The sequence below is a fragment of the Bittarella sp. HCP28S3_D9 genome, assembly GCF_052065655.1.
Taxonomy (GTDB): Bacteria; Bacillota; Clostridia; order Oscillospirales; family Ruminococcaceae; genus Bittarella; species Bittarella massiliensis.
Genome location: NZ_JBQHTP010000008.1, coordinates 25,134 through 40,445, shown reverse-complemented (window position 1 = coordinate 40,445; position 15,312 = coordinate 25,134). Strand labels below are relative to the sequence as shown.

Below are 15,312 nucleotides of genomic sequence, written 5' to 3'. Positions count from 1 at the left end.
TTCCTCACACCTGTATGTACGAGGAGAAGGCCCAAAAGCTGAGCTGCTTGAGAACCGCAGAGGCCACGATCAAAGCGGTGGCGATCCCCAGGCTGTGGGTGAGACGGCGAAAGGGCTGCCCCAACTCCTCCTTCTCGCCCCAGAAGAGATCCTTGCAGACGAGGTAGGAGACCCCTGCGCAGTTTCGAGCAAAGAGGAGGAGGGCGCCGGCGCACAGAACGGCGGGCATCAGCAGAATGAGGAGGTTAAAAACTGCTCCCGACACCCCGTGATAAAAATAGAGATAGCCCCCGGTGAGCCCGGTAGAGACCCCCTGTACCGCCAAAAAGAGGTAGCAAAAGGGCACGCCAATGCCGCTGAATGAACAGCCGTAGAGCCCCAAAAGGATGGCCATCGGCGCCAAAACTCCCTGGGAGAGCACGTCCTGCCAGCGGCTGCTGATGGCGCACCGAACCCATGAACAGGCCGTAGCGCCGCTGCCCGCCTCTGTCCAGGGCAGGCCGGGCACCAATAGAGAACCCGCGACACAGCCCAACACAAAGGTGATCGCCAGGCTCAGCAGCAGTGGGTTGACGGCGCTTCCCCGCCTGTTTCGGCGAGGCCGCCGAGCCGGATGTCTTGTACGTCTCATCTTCTTTTCCCTCCTGTTCGATACAGTCTATGAGGGAGAGGGGGAGATTAGTACAAGCTCTCCCCTCCCTTGTCTCCTGCTGAACAGGAAGGGGCATCCGCCCTTTGGCAGGTGTGGGAGGGGGGAAACTGCGAGATTATGGAAACTACTATACCCCTTAAGTGCCGAAATTACAAGGACAAAATGCTCCCAGCGGTGGATACGCGCTTCCTTCCCCTGCCCTTCTCTTTTCAAATCGGATCAACACAAAATCCCGGGTGCACGGCCCCTGTTCTGGAGCAGCGCATCCGGGAATGGGTTTCAAATAAAACGCTTTGTGTCAGCGGTGCTTTTTGCGGTAGTTGACCCCCCACACGCCGCCCAAACAGGCGGGGATGACGCAGATGGCCAGTTTGGTGATGGCCATGGGGCCAAAGGCAAGCCCAAAGGTGAGCAGGGAGAGCCCGAGATAGAGCAGGTACAGCAGCACCCCCGACAGGGCGCCGATGGCCATTCCGTTTTGTCGGCGGATGCGGGCGGCGACAAAGCCCGCCAAAAAGCCGCCCAACGCCAAGATGGCAGTGGTGCCGGCGATAAAAAAGGCGCCGCCAAAATCGTGTAGGGTCATGGTGAAGGCGAAAATCGCCAGAGTGAGAGCCGTACCCAAAAGCCCAGCGCCGACGCCGATGAGCCAGTGTTTGATGAAACTGCCACCCTCTGTTTTGACCGGCCCCTTTGCCGCGGTTCTCTCCCCTGTGCGCATTGTCTGTTCCCTCCGTCTATTTAGACTTTGGTACAGTCTATGTGCCCGGGCAGCCCTTTATACCGGCGCCTGGGGCGGACAGGACCTGCTTTCCTCTTTCCCTGAAACGTTGCGGCAAAAAAAGCGGCCGGCCCTGCTTTTTGTGCAGGGGCCGGCCGGAAGGAGCGGAAACACTACTTCTTCTCTTTTTCCTTGGGATCGGTGTTGTCAATGGGGTCGGCGAGCTTCTCCACTTCCTGCACGGCCCATTTCTTGACCCGCAGTTTGGTGCGGTCGCTGCCCGTCTCAAAGAGAACGGTGTCCTCTTTGATGGAGAGGACGCGGCCGACGATGCCGCCGATGGTGGTGATCTCGTCTGCAACCTGCAGTTCGTCGCGCATCTTCTTCAGGGCCTTGTCCTTCTTGCTCTGGGGACGGATGAGCATGAAGTAGAAGATGATCAGGATGAGGATCATGGGCAGGAAGGTCATCAGCATATTGGTGCCGCCGGCGGCCTCCAGCAAAAACAAATTCGACATTGATAGTTTCCCTCCAAAAAAATTACAGTATTTTTATTATACTATCTGTTTGCCGGTTTTTCAACCGGTTTGCAAATCTTCACGCGCCGTTCACATCTTCCGCTCAGATGCGGGTGTCCAGCAAATCGACATATTGGGCGCGAAACGCCTCAAAGGTCCCCTCTTCCAGGGCGGCGCGGATCTTCTCCATCAGGGTGTTGTAGAAGTAGAGGTTGTGCATCACCGCCAGCCGCTGGCCCAGCTTTTCGCCGGCGCGGAAGAGGTGGCGGATGTAGGCGCGGGAGTGGCGGCGGCAGGTGGGGCAGTCGCACTGGGGGTCGATGGGCAGGGTGTCCCGCTCGTACTTCTGGTTGTTGATGTTGCGAATGCCCTCCCAGGTGAAGAGGTGGCCGTGGCGGGCATTGCGGCTGGGCATGACGCAGTCGAAGAGATCGATCCCCCGCCAGACCCCCTCGATGATATTGCCGGGGGTGCCCACCCCCATGAGATAGCGGGGCTTGTCCTGCGGCAGGTACTCGTCCACCACCGAGAGGATGTAATACATCTCCTCCTTGGGCTCCCCCACCGCCAGGCCGCCCACGGCGTAGCCGTCCAGGTCGAGGGCAGCGATCTTCTTGGCGTGTTCGATCCGCAGGTCCTCGTAGGTGCCCCCCTGGTTGATGCCAAAGAGCATCTGGTGGGGGTTGTTGCGGTCGGGCAGGGCGTTGAGCCGGGCCATCTCGGCCTTGCAGCGCACCAGCCAGCGGTAGGTGCGGTCGCAGGAGGGCTTGACGTAGCTGTACTCGGCCGGCAGCTTGATGCACTCGTCAAAGGCCATGGCGATGGTGGAGGCCAGATTGGACTGGATCTGCATGCTCTCCTCCGGGCCCATGAAGATTTTTTGCCCGTCGATGTGGGAGGCGAAGGTGACCCCCTCCTCCCGGATTTTGCGCAGCCCCGCCAGGGAGAACACCTGAAAGCCGCCGCTGTCGGTGAGGATGGGGCGCTCCCACCCCATAAATTTGTGGAGGCCGCCCAGTTCGTGGATCAGCTTGTCCCCCGGGCGCAGGTGGAGGTGGTAGGTGTTGCACAGCTCCACCTGGGTGCGCAGGTCCACCAGGTCGTAGGAGCTGACTGCCCCCTTGATGGCCGCCACCGTGCCCACATTCATAAAGGCAGGGGTCTGCACGGTGCCGTGTACCGTTTTGAATTCGCCCCGGCGGGCATGGCCGGACTGTTTGAGCAGGGTGTACATAGTTCACTTCCTTGTCTGGGCGCGCCCCGGTGGACGCGCCGGTTCATACAGGCCATTATTATAGACATTTGGCGGCCAAAAGTCAATTTGGCCGCCCTTGCTTGGACCCATTCCCCTCTCCCCCTATTGGGTCCCAGTTCGACAATGGGGGGCAAATTTGCTATAATGGGGTGCAGCGCAAGGCCCGCCATTCTCGCCCGATTCCCAGAGGGCAGGGACGGAGAGGGCGAAGCGAGAGGAGTTGGGAAAGATGGGGCTGAACGAGATCATCAAGGCGGTCAACGACTTTGTCTGGGGGCCAGTGATGTTGGTGCTCCTGGTGGGGACCGGTGTCTTTTTGACCCTACGGCTGGGCTTTCTCCCCTGGCGAAACCTGGGGCACGCCCTGAAATCGGTCTTTTCGCGGGAGAAAAAAGCCGCCGGAGGAGAGGGGGACATCTCTGCCTTTCAGTCGCTGATGACCGCCCTGGCGGCCACCATCGGCACCGGCAACATCGTCGGGGTGGCCACGGCCATGGTGTTGGGCGGCCCGGGGGCCCTGGTCTGGATGTGGGTCAGCGCCCTTTTCGGCCTCTCCACCAAGTACGCCGAGAGCGTGCTGGCGGTAAAATACCGGGTCAAGACAAAGAGCGGCGAGATGGCGGGCGGTCCGATGTACGCCCTGCGCGACGGCTTCCCCATCCGCTGGGTCGGCGCGGTGCTCGCCTTTCTCTTTGCGCTGTTTGCCGTTCTGGCCTCTTTCGGCATCGGCAATCTGACCCAGGCGAACTCCATCTCCGACGCGGTGGGCTCGACCTTTGGGGTGCCCACCTGGGCGACCGGTCTGGTTCTGGCCCTACTGGTCGGCGTGGTGCTGGTGGGGGGCATTCAGTCCATCGGCAAGGTCTGCGGGGTCATTGTGCCGGTGATGGCGGTCTTTTACTTTGTGGCCGGCATCGCGGTCATCGCCCTCAACGCCGGCAACCTGCCCCAGGGGCTGGTTGAAATTGTGCGGATGGCCTTCTCCCCCACCGCTGTGGCCGGCGGGGTGGGCGGCACCATCACCGCCACCGTCCTCTCCTCCATGCGCTGGGGGGTGGCGCGCGGGGTCTTTTCCAACGAGGCGGGGCTGGGGTCGGCTCCCATTGCGGCCGCTGCCGCCAAGACCGACCACCCCTCCCGCCAGGGCTACATCAACATGACCGGCACCTTTTTTGACACCCTGGTGGTCTGCTCAGTGACCGGGCTGGCCATCGCCTCTTCGGGGGTGCTGGGGACGGCGGGGGCCGACAGCAAGTTGCTCGACGGGGTCAACCTGACCATTGCCGCCTTTCGCACCGCCCTCGGGTCTGCCGGGGGGATGATCGTCACGGTGGGCATCGCCCTCTTTGCCTTCTCCACCATTCTCGGGTGGGAGTACTACGGGGAGAAGTCGCTGGAATACCTGGTGCACTCCCGCGCGGCCAACTACCTCTACCGGGTCCTCTTTTCCCTGGTGACCTTCGTGGGGGCCACCACCTCGCTGGAGGTGGTCTGGAACTTTTCAGACACCATGAACGGGCTGATGTCCATCCCCAACCTGATCTGTCTGCTCGCCCTCAGCGGAGTGGTGGCCCGGGAGTGCCGGGACTACCAAGAGCGCGTCTTGATTCCCCAGAGGGCTGAAAAACGGGCGTTGAGGGCCCAAAAGCGCTCGGCGGGAAAAGCCTAGAAAAGCGAACAAAAGGCGCTGGAAAGGGCGTTTTCCGGGGAGTGTGCTGCCCCTGTAAAAACAGTTGGCGGACGCCGTGGCATTTTTTGTCCCGGCGCCCGCCATTTTTTGCCGTTTTGAAAAAGCCCCCTGTTTTGTTGCCCTCGCGGAGAAAGGGGTTCTTCCCTTTAGCACCCTCCTTTTTCCGGCTCGCCTTCTTCCAAAGGGGTGCAGAGGGAAAAGCGATTTTTGCAGTAGCGGATGACCCCCTCCCGCCGCAGGCGATTGAGGGCGACGGAGAGACCGCTGCGCTCGACACAGAGGTAGTCGGCCAGCTGCTGCTGGTCAAAGGGGATCGAAAAGTGCTCGCTCCCCTGGAGGGCGGCCTGTTCGGAGAGGTAGGAGAGGAGTTTTTCGCGGGTGGTGCGCTTGGAGAGATGGCCAATTTTGCGGTTGAGGAGGATGTTCTTCTCCGCAAGGATGCCCATCATGTTCCCCACCAACTGGGGGTGAAAGGAGCAGGGCGAATCGCCGGAGAAGAGCCGCGCCGCATCGAAGCGGAGGACAGCCCCCTCCCCGCAGGCCAGCACGGCGACAGGCGAGAGCTGGGCGGGTTCCGGCGCACAGGCAAACGCCTCGCCGAAGAGGTCGCCGGGGCCCAATTCCGCCAGGATGGTGCACTCGCCGCTGTACTCCTCCCGCAGGACCTGGGCCCGTCCGGCGACGAGGACGGCGACTTGGCTGACCGGCTCCCCGGCGTCGAGAAGGACGGCCCCCTTGGAGAATTTGTTCCAGCGCGCGCCGAGACAGGACAAGAGCTGTGGCAGCTCCCCCGCCTCGATCCCCGAAAAGAGCGGCGAAGGAGGCAGTTTTGGCAGATGGTGCACGGGTAGATCCCCCTCTCTTCCCGCTTGGCGCCCACGCACAGCAGGAAAATATTTGCTTTTATCTATTTGTTGAATTTTCAACAGAACAAACAGCTGTATTGTACTATACTGGACCCAGGAAAGCAAGGAAATACAGTGTATCAGACCAATTGGGAGGAATTGTGATATGAAGCGTAAAATCATCAAGATCGACCGGGAGGCCTGCGTGGGCTGCGGCCTCTGTGCAGAGGCCTGCCACGAGGGGGCCATCGGCATGGTGGACGGAAAGGCCGAGCTGTTGCGGGAGGACTACTGCGACGGCCTGGGCGACTGTCTGCCGGCCTGCCCAGTGGGGGCCATCACCTTTGAGGAGAGGGAGGCGCCGGCCTATGATGCAGCGGCGGTCAAGGCCGCCCAGTCGGCCAAACAGGCGGGGACAGCCCCCCTCCCCTGCGGCTGCCCAGGCAGCCAGTCGCGGGCCATCACCCCCAAGGAGCCGGCGCGCGAGAGGGCAGTTGCCTGCGGCAGCGAGCTCTCCCAGTGGCCGGTGCAGATCAAACTGGCCCCGGTGGGCGCCCCCTACTTTGACGGGGTGGACCTGCTGATTGCGGCCGACTGCACCGCCTATGCCTACGGCGATTTTCACCGGCGCTTTATCCGGGGAAAAATCACCCTCATCGGCTGCCCCAAGCTGGACGAGGGGGACTACGCGGAAAAGCTCACCGAGATCCTGGCCCAAAACGACATCCACAGCGTTCAGGTGGTGCGGATGGAGGTCCCCTGCTGCGGCGGGATAGAACAGGCGGTCAGACGGGCGCTGGAGCGCTGCGGCAAAGAGATCCCCTGCCGGGTGACGGTGCTCTCCACCGAGGGCGAGGTGCTGGCTGAGCACCGCTGCTGATGCCTTTTCCCGATAAAAAAGTGCGGCTCCCCACAGGTGGGGGGCCGCACTTTTTGCATTGATGCGAGAGGGTCAGAGGATGAACATGGCGTCGCCAAAACTGTAAAAGCGGTATTCTTCCTCCACCGCCACCCGGTAGGCGTGCAGCACATTCTCCCGCCCGGCGAGGGCGCTCACCAGCATGATGAGGGTGCTTTCGGGCAGGTGGAAGTTGGTGATGAGCCCGTCGATGACCCCAAACTTATAGCCGGGGTAGATGAAGATGTCGGTGTCGTCAGAAAAGGCCATCAGTTTGCCGTTTTTCTGGTAGCAGGACTCGAGGGTGCGGGTGCTGGTGGTCCCCACCGAAATGACCCGGTGCCCCTCCGCCTTGCAGCGCTCGATGATGTCGACGGTCTCCTGGGGGATGACGTAGTGCTCGGTGTGCATCTTGTGCTCGAGCACATTCTCCTCCTTTACCGGGCGAAAGGTGCCCAGTCCCACGTGGAGGGTGACCGAGGCGATGATGACCCCCTTGTCGCGGAGGGTCTGCAGCAGCTCGTCGGTGAAGTGGAGGCCGGCGGTGGGGGCGGCGGCAGAGCCCCGCTCCCTGGCGTAGACGGTCTGGTAGCGCTCGCTGTCCTCGAGCTCCTCGTGGATGTAGTGGGGCAGCGGCATCTGGCCGATTTGGTCGAGGAGGTTGTAGAAGTCCTCGTCCTTGCAGTCAAAGGAGATGACCCGGTTGCCGTCGTCTCGCACCTCGGTGATCTCGCCGGTGAGCAGCCCCTCGCCAAAGGTGAGGCGGACGCCGGTCTTCAGCTTGCGGCCGGGTTTGACCAGGCACTCCCAGCGGGTGACGGGGCCCAGCTGTTTGAGCAGCAGCACCTCGCCCTTGGCCCCGGTGTCGGACTTTTGGCCGTAGAGGCGGGCGGGCAGGACCCGGGAGTCGTTGACCACCAGCACGTCGCCGGGCTCGAGCAGGTCGACGATGTCGTAAAAGTGGCGGTGGGTGATCGCGCCGGTGCGGCGGTCAAGCTGCATGAGCCGGGAGTGGTCCCGGGGATAGATGGGGGTTTGAGCAATGCGCTCTTCGGGCAGGTCGTAATAAAAATCGCTTTTTCGCAGCATGGCAAGTACAGTCCTTTGCTTTTCAAATTGACAGATACGGGTGGGGGTGTTATGATAAGGGCAACTGAATATAGATAAAGATAGAGGTGCGGTTTTGATCAGTACCGCCGGCCAGGCGCCAAGCTGCAGAAGCCGGTGGGAAAGGCAACGCCGCCGAAGGGGACGCCTTTGGCATAGGGGCCCCTGGGCGCAGGCCTGAACAAGGCTGCGACTGTCATCATGTGACATGGTGGAGAGCTATCGGATTTGGCTCTGTGTGCCCGCAAAGACGCAGCCGCAGAAGCTCCATACCTTTCTATTATATTGCATGCTATGCCGGTTTTCAACCGGTTTTTTCTTTTTCTGTAGGAAGGGATCAAGAAGGCACGAGGAGAAGGAGGAAATTGTGATGAGAGAGTTTCAAGTGGGGGTTGTCGGCGCGACAGGGATGGTCGGCCAGCGCTTTATCACCCTGTTGGAGGGGCACCCCTGGTTTCACCTAAAGGTGCTGGCGGCCTCCGCCCGCTCGGCGGGAAAGACCTATGAGGAGGCGGTGGGCAGCCGCTGGGCCATGAGCGCCCCCATGCCCGAGTCGGTCAAGTCGATGCGGGTGCTCGACGCCGAAAAGGACATCGACGAGATCACCGGGCAGGTGGACTTTGTCTTCTGCGCCGTCAACATGAAAAAAGACGAGATCAAGGCCTTGGAAGAGGCCTATGCCAAGCGGGAGTGCCCGGTCATCTCCAACAACTCGGCCCACCGCGGGGTGGCCGACGTGCCGATGATCGTGCCGGAAATCAACCCCGAGCACGCCGCCGTCATCGAGGCGCAGCGGGCCCGCCTGGGCACCAAGCGGGGCTTTGTGGCGGTCAAGTCCAACTGCTCGCTGCAGAGCTATGTGCCCGCCATCCATCCCCTGATGGACTTTGGGGTCACCAAGGTGCTGGCCTGCACCTACCAGGCCATCTCCGGTGCGGGCAAGACCTTTGAGACCTTCCCCGACATTGTGGACAACGTGATCCCCTTTATCGGCGGCGAGGAGGAGAAGAGCGAGCAGGAGCCCCTGAAGATTTGGGGCAAGGTCGAGGGCGGCGAGATCGTCAACGCCGAGGGGCCCTCCATCACCACCCAGTGCCTGCGGGTGCCGGTGTCCGACGGACACACTGCGGCGGTCTTTGTCTCCTTTGCCAAAAAGCCCACCGTCGAGGAGATCAAGGCGCGCTGGGCGGCCTTTGCCGGGGAGCCGCAGGAGCTGGACCTCCCCTCTGCCCCCAAGCAGTTCCTCCACTATTTTGAAGAGAGCGACCGCCCCCAGGCCAAGCTGGACCGCAACCTGGAAAACGGGATGGCGGTCTCCATCGGCCGCCTGCGGGAGGACACCCAGTACGACTACAAGTTTGTCTGCCTCTCCCACAACACCCTGCGTGGGGCAGCCGGCGGCGCGGTGCTGATGGCGGAGCTGTTGGCCGCCAAGGGCTATTTGGACTGATTGGCAAAGCCGCAGAGGCGCGGCCTTTGCGCTTTTTGACTGGGAGGAGTGTCACCGATGAAGAAAACTGTATTTACCGGCGCCGGCGTGGCCATTGTGACCCCGTTTTTGGAGGACGGCCAGGTCAACTACCCCAAGCTGGGGGAGCTCATTGACTGGCAGATCGAGAGCGGCACCGACTGCATCGTCACCTGCGGGACCACCGGCGAATCCGCCGCCATGAGCCACGAGGAGCACATGGACGTGGTGCGCTACACCGTAAAAAAGGTGGCCGGCCGGGTGCCGGTGGTGGCCGGTGCGGGCAGCAATGACACCGCTGTGGCGGTGGAGCTGTCCAAACTCAGCAAAGAGGCGGGGGCCGACGCCCTGCTGCACGTCACCCCCTACTACAACAAGACCTCACAGCGGGGGCTGGTCAAGCACTTTACCGCCATTGCCGACGCCACCGACCTGCCGGTGATCCTCTACAACGTCCCCTCCCGCACCGGGGTGGGCATTCAAATCGACACCTACCGGGAACTGGGGAAACACCCCAACATTGTGGCGGTGAAGGAGGCAAACGGCAACATCTCCGAAATCGCCAAGCTGTTTGCCGCCTGCGGCGGCTGTCTGGACGTCTATTCGGGCAACGACGACCAGATCGTTCCCATCCTCTCCCTCGGGGGCAAGGGGGTCATCTCGGTGCTCTCCAACGTGATGCCCAGGGAGGCGCACGAGATCTGCCAGCTCTACTTTGACGGCAAGACTGCCGAGAGCGCCGCCCTGCAGCTGAAACTGCTACCCCTGATCAACGCCCTCTTTATGGACGTCAACCCCATCCCGGTGAAGGACGCCATGAACCTGATGGGGCTGGGCGTGGGTGAATGCCGCCTTCCCCTCTGCTCCATGGCGGAGGGTCAGTTGGCCGCCCTGCGGGAGATTTTGGTCCAAAACGGCCTGGTGGAGGGCAGATAGATGGTCGATATTTTGCTTGCAGGCGCCCTCGGAAAGATGGGCCGGGTGGTCAGCCAGTGCGTGTCCGAGCGGGAGGACTGCCGAATCGCAGCGGGAATCGACATCGCCGGGCCGGCAGAGGGTCTCCCCTTCCCCCTCTACCGCTCCATCGGGGAGTGCCCCCTGGAGGGGGATGTGATCGTCGATTTCTCCCACCCCTCCCTACTGGGAGAAATTTTGCGCTTCGCCCGGGAGAAAAAGGTGCCGGCGGTGATCTGTACCACCGGCCTCTCACCCGAGCAGGTGTCTGAAATCAGGGAGAGCGCCAAAGAGGTGCCCATCTTCTTCAGCGCCAACATGTCCCTGGGTATCAACCTCCTCTCCGCCCTGGCAAAAAAGGCAGTGCAGGTGCTGGGGGGACAGTTTGACATTGAAATCGTAGAGAAGCACCACAACCAGAAGGTGGACGCCCCCAGCGGCACCGCCCTGATGCTTGCCGACGCCATCAACGAGGTGGCAGACGGACGTTACGAGTACGTCTATGACCGCCACAGCGTTCGCCAGAAGCGCGGCAAAGAGGAGCTGGGCATCCACTCGGTGCGGGGCGGCACCATCGTCGGCGAGCACGAGGTGATTTTTGCCGGTCGCGACGAGGTGCTCACCTTGCGTCACAGCGCTGCCTCCAAAGAGGTATTTGCCGTGGGGGCGGTCAACGCAGCGGTCTTTTTGGCGGGACAGAAACCCGGCCTGTACGACATGGCCTCCCTCCTGTAAAGGGAGATGCCTTGCAAGAGAAAGGATGGGCAAAGATGATTGGTGTAACCAGTATTGCGGCGGTTGAGGACCAGATGGTGGTCACCTTCCGCAACATCGACGGTCAGTCGCAGTTTTTGGAAGAGGTCTTTTTGGAGATTGCCAAGGTGGACGTCAACCTGGACATGATCTCCCTCACCACCTCTGAGGATGCCACCTGCAGTTTTTCCTTCACCACCTCCAACCGATATTACGTCAAGGTGGTCGAGGTGCTGGGGGCCATCCGCAGGGATTTTCCCGAAATCAAGTTCTCCATCTCCGACGGGTACGCCAAGCTGGTGGCCGAGGGGGAGGAGATGCAGTTTTGCCCCGGCGTGGCGGCGGCAGTGATCGCCGCGGTCAAGCAAAGCGGCGCCTCCATCGCCATGATCACCACATCAGAGACCGACATCTCCCTGCTGCTGCCCGCCGGAAATCTGAGCGCGGCCAAAGCGGCGCTGGAGGGATAGCGCCTCCTTTTCTCTGCTTTGTACCAAAGAAGGCGGTTTGCTTTTGCAGAGTGCAGTCTAAAAGACGGCACAACAGAACAGTCTGACGGGAGAGCGGTGGCAATGACTTCCCTTCCCGGCCGAAGTTGATGCTAAAGGGCGAAATCGCGTGATAGAAACGGGCCTCCAACTTGGAGGCCCGTTTTGTTGTGCAAAATTTGCATAAATATTTGTGCAGGATATATAAAAAAATTGAAAAAAGATTGGCCTCAAAAATAGCGTGGAATTTGGTCAAATAGCCCTTAAATCGGCTGTCATGTGTTTGCTTTTTGTAAAAGAATATTGTATCATTATTAACGATGTCGAGTTTTAAAAGAGGAGGGTCATATTTGAATCAGAGAAACGATATGACGCGTGGGGACCACATCATGAAGCAGCTCTTCTTCTTCATGCTCCCCATGTTGCTGGGAAACATCTTCCAGCAGTTTTACAACATCGCCGACACGATCATTGTCGGCAACTGGGTCGGCGCGGATGCGCTGGCGGCCGTTGGGGCAAGCAGCCCCATTTTCTTTTTGTTTGTCGCGGCTGCCAACGGCATGTCCGCCGGCGGCGGAGTGGTCATCGGCCAGTACTTCGGCGCAGGCGACCACAAGCGCTGCCGCAAGTCCATCACCACCTTTTTGATTTTTGAAGGGGTGGTCGCCACCGCTCTGGGGATCGTGGGTATTTTCATCTGCAAGCCCATCCTGCGGATGATCAACACCCCGGCCAACATCATCGATGGGGCCAATATCTACCTGTGCATCTACATGGGCGGCCTGGCCTTCAACTTCCTCTACTTCGCCCTCTCCGCGGTCTACCGCGCCCTGGGCGACAGCAAACCCCCGCTCTACTTCCTGATCATCTGCACCATCTTGAATATCGTCTTGGATCTGGTCTTTGTCATCAACTTCGGCTGGGGGGTTGCCGGCGTGGCCATCGCCACCATCCTCAGTCAGACCGTCTGCTGCGTCATCTCCTGGATCGTGCTCTACAAGAAGATCGCCTTCCTGGAACAGCCAGACGAGACCGGATGGGCCCGCTACTACAACAACGAAATGGCCATGAAGATGTTCAAGCTGGCCATCCCCTCCACCATTCAGATGAGCTCGGTCTCCCTGGTGGGCATCATGATGCAGGGGATCATCAACAACTACGGCACCGCCTATATCGCGGCCTACACTGCAGCCAACAAGGTGGACAACATCACCTTTATGCCGGCCATGAGCATCGGCGTGGCCATGAGCGCTTTTACGGCCCAGAACATCGGCGCTGGGAAGATCAAGCGGGTGCGGGAAGGCGTCAAGATGGGCAACCTGCTCTCCCTCATCTTCTGTGTCTCGGTGTCGGCGGTGGTCTTTTTACTGGGGCCCACCATCGTCTCGTGGTTCATCAGCGGCGAGGGTTCGCAGCAAATTATCGACATTGGCTCGGTGATGGTGCGCTTTATCGTGACATTCACCTTCTTGAGCGGGCTGCGAAACGTCTATGAAAACACCCTCAAAGGGGTGGGCGACATGAATATGGTGATGTTCATCACCATTGCGGGGATGGTGGTCCGCTATCTGGCCGCCCTGGTGATGATGAAGCCCTTTGGCTTTGCCGCTGTCTACTACTCGATCCCCATTGCCGCCCTCTTTGAGGTGCTCGCCTCTTTCTGGCGCTGGAAGACCGACAAGTGGAAGCGGACCATTGTGGTGCGCGAAGCGGAATTTGACGAGTCCCTCGAAGTCTAAAAAAGAAAACCCTTCAAAAAGAGCCCCCGGTGCTTGTTCAGAAACACCGGGGGCTCTTCTCTATTTTGCTGTGCGGGCTTTAAAGGCTCTCTTCGTTTTCGATTCCCCGCAACCAGCTCTTGACCGTCTCACAGAAGAGGTTGTGGTGCTCGATCTCCAGGTTGTGACCGGCATTCTCCCACAGCAGCAGTGAGTGGCGGGTGTAGTGGTCCCTCACCAAATCGACACACTGGGTGTAGCCCACCACGTTGTCCTGTTTGCCCAGGAAAAAGAGGGTGGGCACGTCGCAGAGGCCGTTTTCCTCGGGCAGTTCGCTGAAGGCGTACCCCGGGGAGTGGCTGATGCTGCGCAGGTAGGGTTCGTCGATGGCAGCTGCCGAGGCAAGTTCATCCAAGAAGCGGTCGTAGGTGTACTGATCCTGAATGACAAAGAGGTTGGTAAAGAGTACCCGGTGCGAGGCGGGCAGCTGCTTGATGAGTTCCTCGTTGCGGTAGACCACCTTGAAGTTGGGGAGGATGCGCTTTTGGCGGACGGGCTCGACCAGCGGGCAGATGAAGATGCCGCCCATGATGCGCTCGGGCATGGCCGCCAGCAGGCCCCGGAGGATGTAACCGCCGTAGGAGCGGCTGATGGCCAAAAACCGCCCGTCGGGAATGACCTGCTCGACAAAAGTTTTGACAAACTGCAGCATGTCGTCGCTGTTTTTGACCTGGTCGCAGCGGGGGGTCTTGCCCATGCCGGGCAGGTCAAAGTAGATCCGCTTGTAGCTGATGAAGGGGGCAAACACCGGTTCGATGCTGTGCTCCATCTGCACCATGCTCTCGGTCCAGCCGTGGATGCAGAGAACGGGAGTCCCCTCCCCCACGATCTTGTACTCGACCGGTACGCCAAACACTTCTGTCGTCATCTGCGCACACCTCTCTTTTTTGTCACAGGGTGATTTTGTGGAAGGTCTTTTTCCCCTTTTTAATGATGATAAAGCCGTCTTTGAACGCGTCCAGGGAGACGCGGTGCTGGGCGTCGGCGATCTTCTCCTCGCCGACGCTGACGCCGCCCTGCTGCACCAGCCGCCGGGCCTCCCCTTTGGAGGGGGTCAGACCGGCCATCACCATCAGATCCAGCAGACCGACGGAGCCGTCCTGCACCAGGGACTGGTCGAGGGGGGTGGTGGGCATGTGCTCAGAGGCGGAACCGGCGGCGAAAAGGGCCTTGGACGCCTCGAGGGCCTTCTGCGCATCCTCCTCGCTGTGAACCAGCTTGGTCAGCTCAAAGGCCAGTTTCTCCTTGGCGCGGTTGATCTCCCGGTCCTGCAGCGCCTCGTACTGGGCAATCTCCTCCAGGGGCATAAAGGTGAGCATCTTCATGCAGTTGATGACATCGGCGTCGTCGATGTTGCGCCAGTACTGGAAGAACTCGTAGGGGCTGGTCTTCTCGGGGTCGAGCCAGACGGCGCCGCTCTCGGTCTTGCCCATCTTCTTGCCCTCTTTGGTGGTCAACAGGGTGAAGGTCATGCCGTAGGCCTCTTCCCTCTTGACGCGGCGGATCAAGTCCACCCCGCCGAGGATGTTGGCCCACTGGTCGTCGCCACCCAGCTCCATGGTGCAGCCGACGGCGTCGTACATGTGCAGGAAGTCGTAGCTCTGCATGATCATGTAGTTGAACTCGATAAAGGAGAGGCCCTTCTCCATGCGGGATTTAAAGCACTCGGCGGTGAGCATCTTGTTCACTGTAAAGTATACACCAACATCCCGCAGAAAGTCCAGATAATTTAGCTTGCAGAGCCAGTCGGCGTTGTTGAGCACCAGGGCGCGCCCGTCGGTGAAGTCGACGAACTTGGACATCTGCTGCTGGAACCGCTCCACGTTGTGGGCGATCTCCTCCTTGGTGAGCATCTTGCGCATGTCGGTCTTGCCGGTGGGGTCGCCCACCAGAGTGGTGCCGCCGCCCAGCAGGGCAATGGGGCGGTGACCGGCCTGCTGCAGCCGCCGCATCACCGTCAGCTGCAGAAAGTGCCCCACGTGAAGGCTGTCGGCGGTGGCGTCAAAGCCGATGTAGAAGGTGACCGGCTTGTCGCCGTTGAGCAGTTCTTCCACCCTCTCCATGTTGGTCGACTGGGCGATGAGCCCCCGGGCCTGCAGTTCATTAAAGATTCCCACGATACATTCTCCTTTTTCATTTGATAAAAAAAGCCCTCTGTGCATATTTTGTGCACAGAGGGCGAGTT

The 15,312-nt window shown here is 60.4% G+C and carries 15 protein-coding genes, 1 riboswitch and 1 other annotated feature (1 of these 17 cut by a window edge); of the genes, 7 read left to right on the top strand and 8 right to left on the bottom strand.

The genetic code is table 11. The annotated features are described in order from the left end of the window. Positions 1-4 precede the first annotated feature (4 nt). From ACTNAU_RS06010 to tgt, 4 genes are all read right to left on the bottom strand, one after another. Entirely contained in the window at positions 5-631 is a 627-nt protein-coding gene (locus tag ACTNAU_RS06010; RefSeq protein ID WP_441097871.1) for a hypothetical protein, read from the bottom strand. A 319-nt stretch (positions 632-950) separates the two neighbouring features. Then, positions 951-1,373: a TIGR04086 family membrane protein gene (locus ACTNAU_RS06005; RefSeq protein WP_185915145.1), complete on the bottom strand. Its 423-nt coding sequence runs from the start codon at positions 1,371-1,373 to the stop codon at positions 951-953. Positions 1,374-1,546: 173 nt separating this feature from the next. Further along, a complete protein-coding gene (yajC, locus tag ACTNAU_RS06000) occupies positions 1,547-1,891 on the bottom strand; it encodes a preprotein translocase subunit YajC (protein WP_185915146.1) in 345 nt (114 codons plus the stop codon). Between the two features lie 103 nt (positions 1,892-1,994). Then, positions 1,995-3,125 (bottom strand): tRNA guanosine(34) transglycosylase Tgt, encoded by a 1,131-nt coding sequence (gene tgt, locus ACTNAU_RS05995; RefSeq protein ID WP_441097870.1) that lies wholly within the window; start codon positions 3,123-3,125, stop codon positions 1,995-1,997. 250 nt (positions 3,126-3,375) lie between these two features. Between tgt and ACTNAU_RS05990 the strand changes: the two genes are divergently transcribed. Then, complete coding sequence (locus ACTNAU_RS05990; RefSeq protein ID WP_441097869.1) at positions 3,376-4,815, top strand: alanine/glycine:cation symporter family protein; 1,440 nt, start codon at positions 3,376-3,378, stop codon at positions 4,813-4,815. Between the two features lie 167 nt (positions 4,816-4,982). Here ACTNAU_RS05990 and ACTNAU_RS05985 read toward each other — a convergent pair whose 3' ends face one another. Beyond that, positions 4,983-5,681, bottom strand: a complete 699-nt coding sequence (locus tag ACTNAU_RS05985) for a Crp/Fnr family transcriptional regulator (RefSeq protein WP_441097868.1) — start codon at positions 5,679-5,681, stop codon at positions 4,983-4,985. A gap of 166 nt (positions 5,682-5,847) precedes the next feature. On the opposite strand from ACTNAU_RS05985, the gene ACTNAU_RS05980 reads away from it, so the two are divergent. After that, the gene (locus tag ACTNAU_RS05980; RefSeq protein ID WP_441097867.1) at positions 5,848-6,561 is read left to right on the top strand and encodes a 4Fe-4S dicluster domain-containing protein; all 714 of its coding nucleotides are present in this window, start codon (positions 5,848-5,850) and stop codon (positions 6,559-6,561) included. A gap of 72 nt (positions 6,562-6,633) precedes the next feature. Here ACTNAU_RS05980 and queA read toward each other — a convergent pair whose 3' ends face one another. Then, entirely contained in the window at positions 6,634-7,665 is a 1,032-nt protein-coding gene (gene queA, locus ACTNAU_RS05975; RefSeq protein WP_216401334.1) for a tRNA preQ1(34) S-adenosylmethionine ribosyltransferase-isomerase QueA, read from the bottom strand. A 76-nt stretch (positions 7,666-7,741) separates the two neighbouring features. Then, positions 7,742-7,916: riboswitch (Lysine riboswitch) on the top strand. Between the two features lie 140 nt (positions 7,917-8,056). On the opposite strand from queA, the gene asd reads away from it, so the two are divergent. From asd to ACTNAU_RS05950, 5 genes are all read left to right on the top strand, one after another. Beyond that, the gene (gene asd / locus ACTNAU_RS05970; protein ID WP_185915150.1) at positions 8,057-9,136 is read left to right on the top strand and encodes an aspartate-semialdehyde dehydrogenase; all 1,080 of its coding nucleotides are present in this window, start codon (positions 8,057-8,059) and stop codon (positions 9,134-9,136) included. Positions 9,137-9,193: 57 nt separating this feature from the next. Further along, positions 9,194-10,090, top strand: a complete 897-nt coding sequence (gene dapA / locus ACTNAU_RS05965; protein WP_441097866.1) for a 4-hydroxy-tetrahydrodipicolinate synthase — start codon at positions 9,194-9,196, stop codon at positions 10,088-10,090. After that, positions 10,091-10,843: a 4-hydroxy-tetrahydrodipicolinate reductase gene (dapB, locus tag ACTNAU_RS05960; protein WP_441097865.1), complete on the top strand. Its 753-nt coding sequence runs from the start codon at positions 10,091-10,093 to the stop codon at positions 10,841-10,843. It abuts the gene before it with no gap. 35 nt (positions 10,844-10,878) lie between these two features. Further along, the gene (locus tag ACTNAU_RS05955) at positions 10,879-11,331 is read left to right on the top strand and encodes an ACT domain-containing protein (protein ID WP_185915153.1); all 453 of its coding nucleotides are present in this window, start codon (positions 10,879-10,881) and stop codon (positions 11,329-11,331) included. Positions 11,332-11,699: 368 nt separating this feature from the next. Then, positions 11,700-13,088 carry an MATE family efflux transporter gene (locus tag ACTNAU_RS05950; protein WP_185915154.1) on the top strand — a complete coding sequence of 463 codons (1,389 nt, stop codon included), beginning with the start codon at positions 11,700-11,702 and terminating at the stop codon, positions 13,086-13,088. Between the two features lie 79 nt (positions 13,089-13,167). Here the strand turns inward: ACTNAU_RS05950 and ACTNAU_RS05945 are convergent, their stop codons facing one another. Together ACTNAU_RS05945 and tyrS are read right to left on the bottom strand one after the other, a co-directional pair. Continuing rightward, complete coding sequence (locus tag ACTNAU_RS05945; protein ID WP_441097864.1) at positions 13,168-13,995, bottom strand: alpha/beta fold hydrolase; 828 nt, start codon at positions 13,993-13,995, stop codon at positions 13,168-13,170. A 22-nt stretch (positions 13,996-14,017) separates the two neighbouring features. Beyond that, positions 14,018-15,247, bottom strand: coding sequence for a tyrosine--tRNA ligase (gene tyrS, locus ACTNAU_RS05940; protein ID WP_441097897.1), 1,230 nt, complete (start codon positions 15,245-15,247; stop codon positions 14,018-14,020). Positions 15,248-15,298: 51 nt separating this feature from the next. Continuing rightward, positions 15,299-15,312: a binding site (T-box leader), on the bottom strand; it runs 232 nt beyond the window's last position.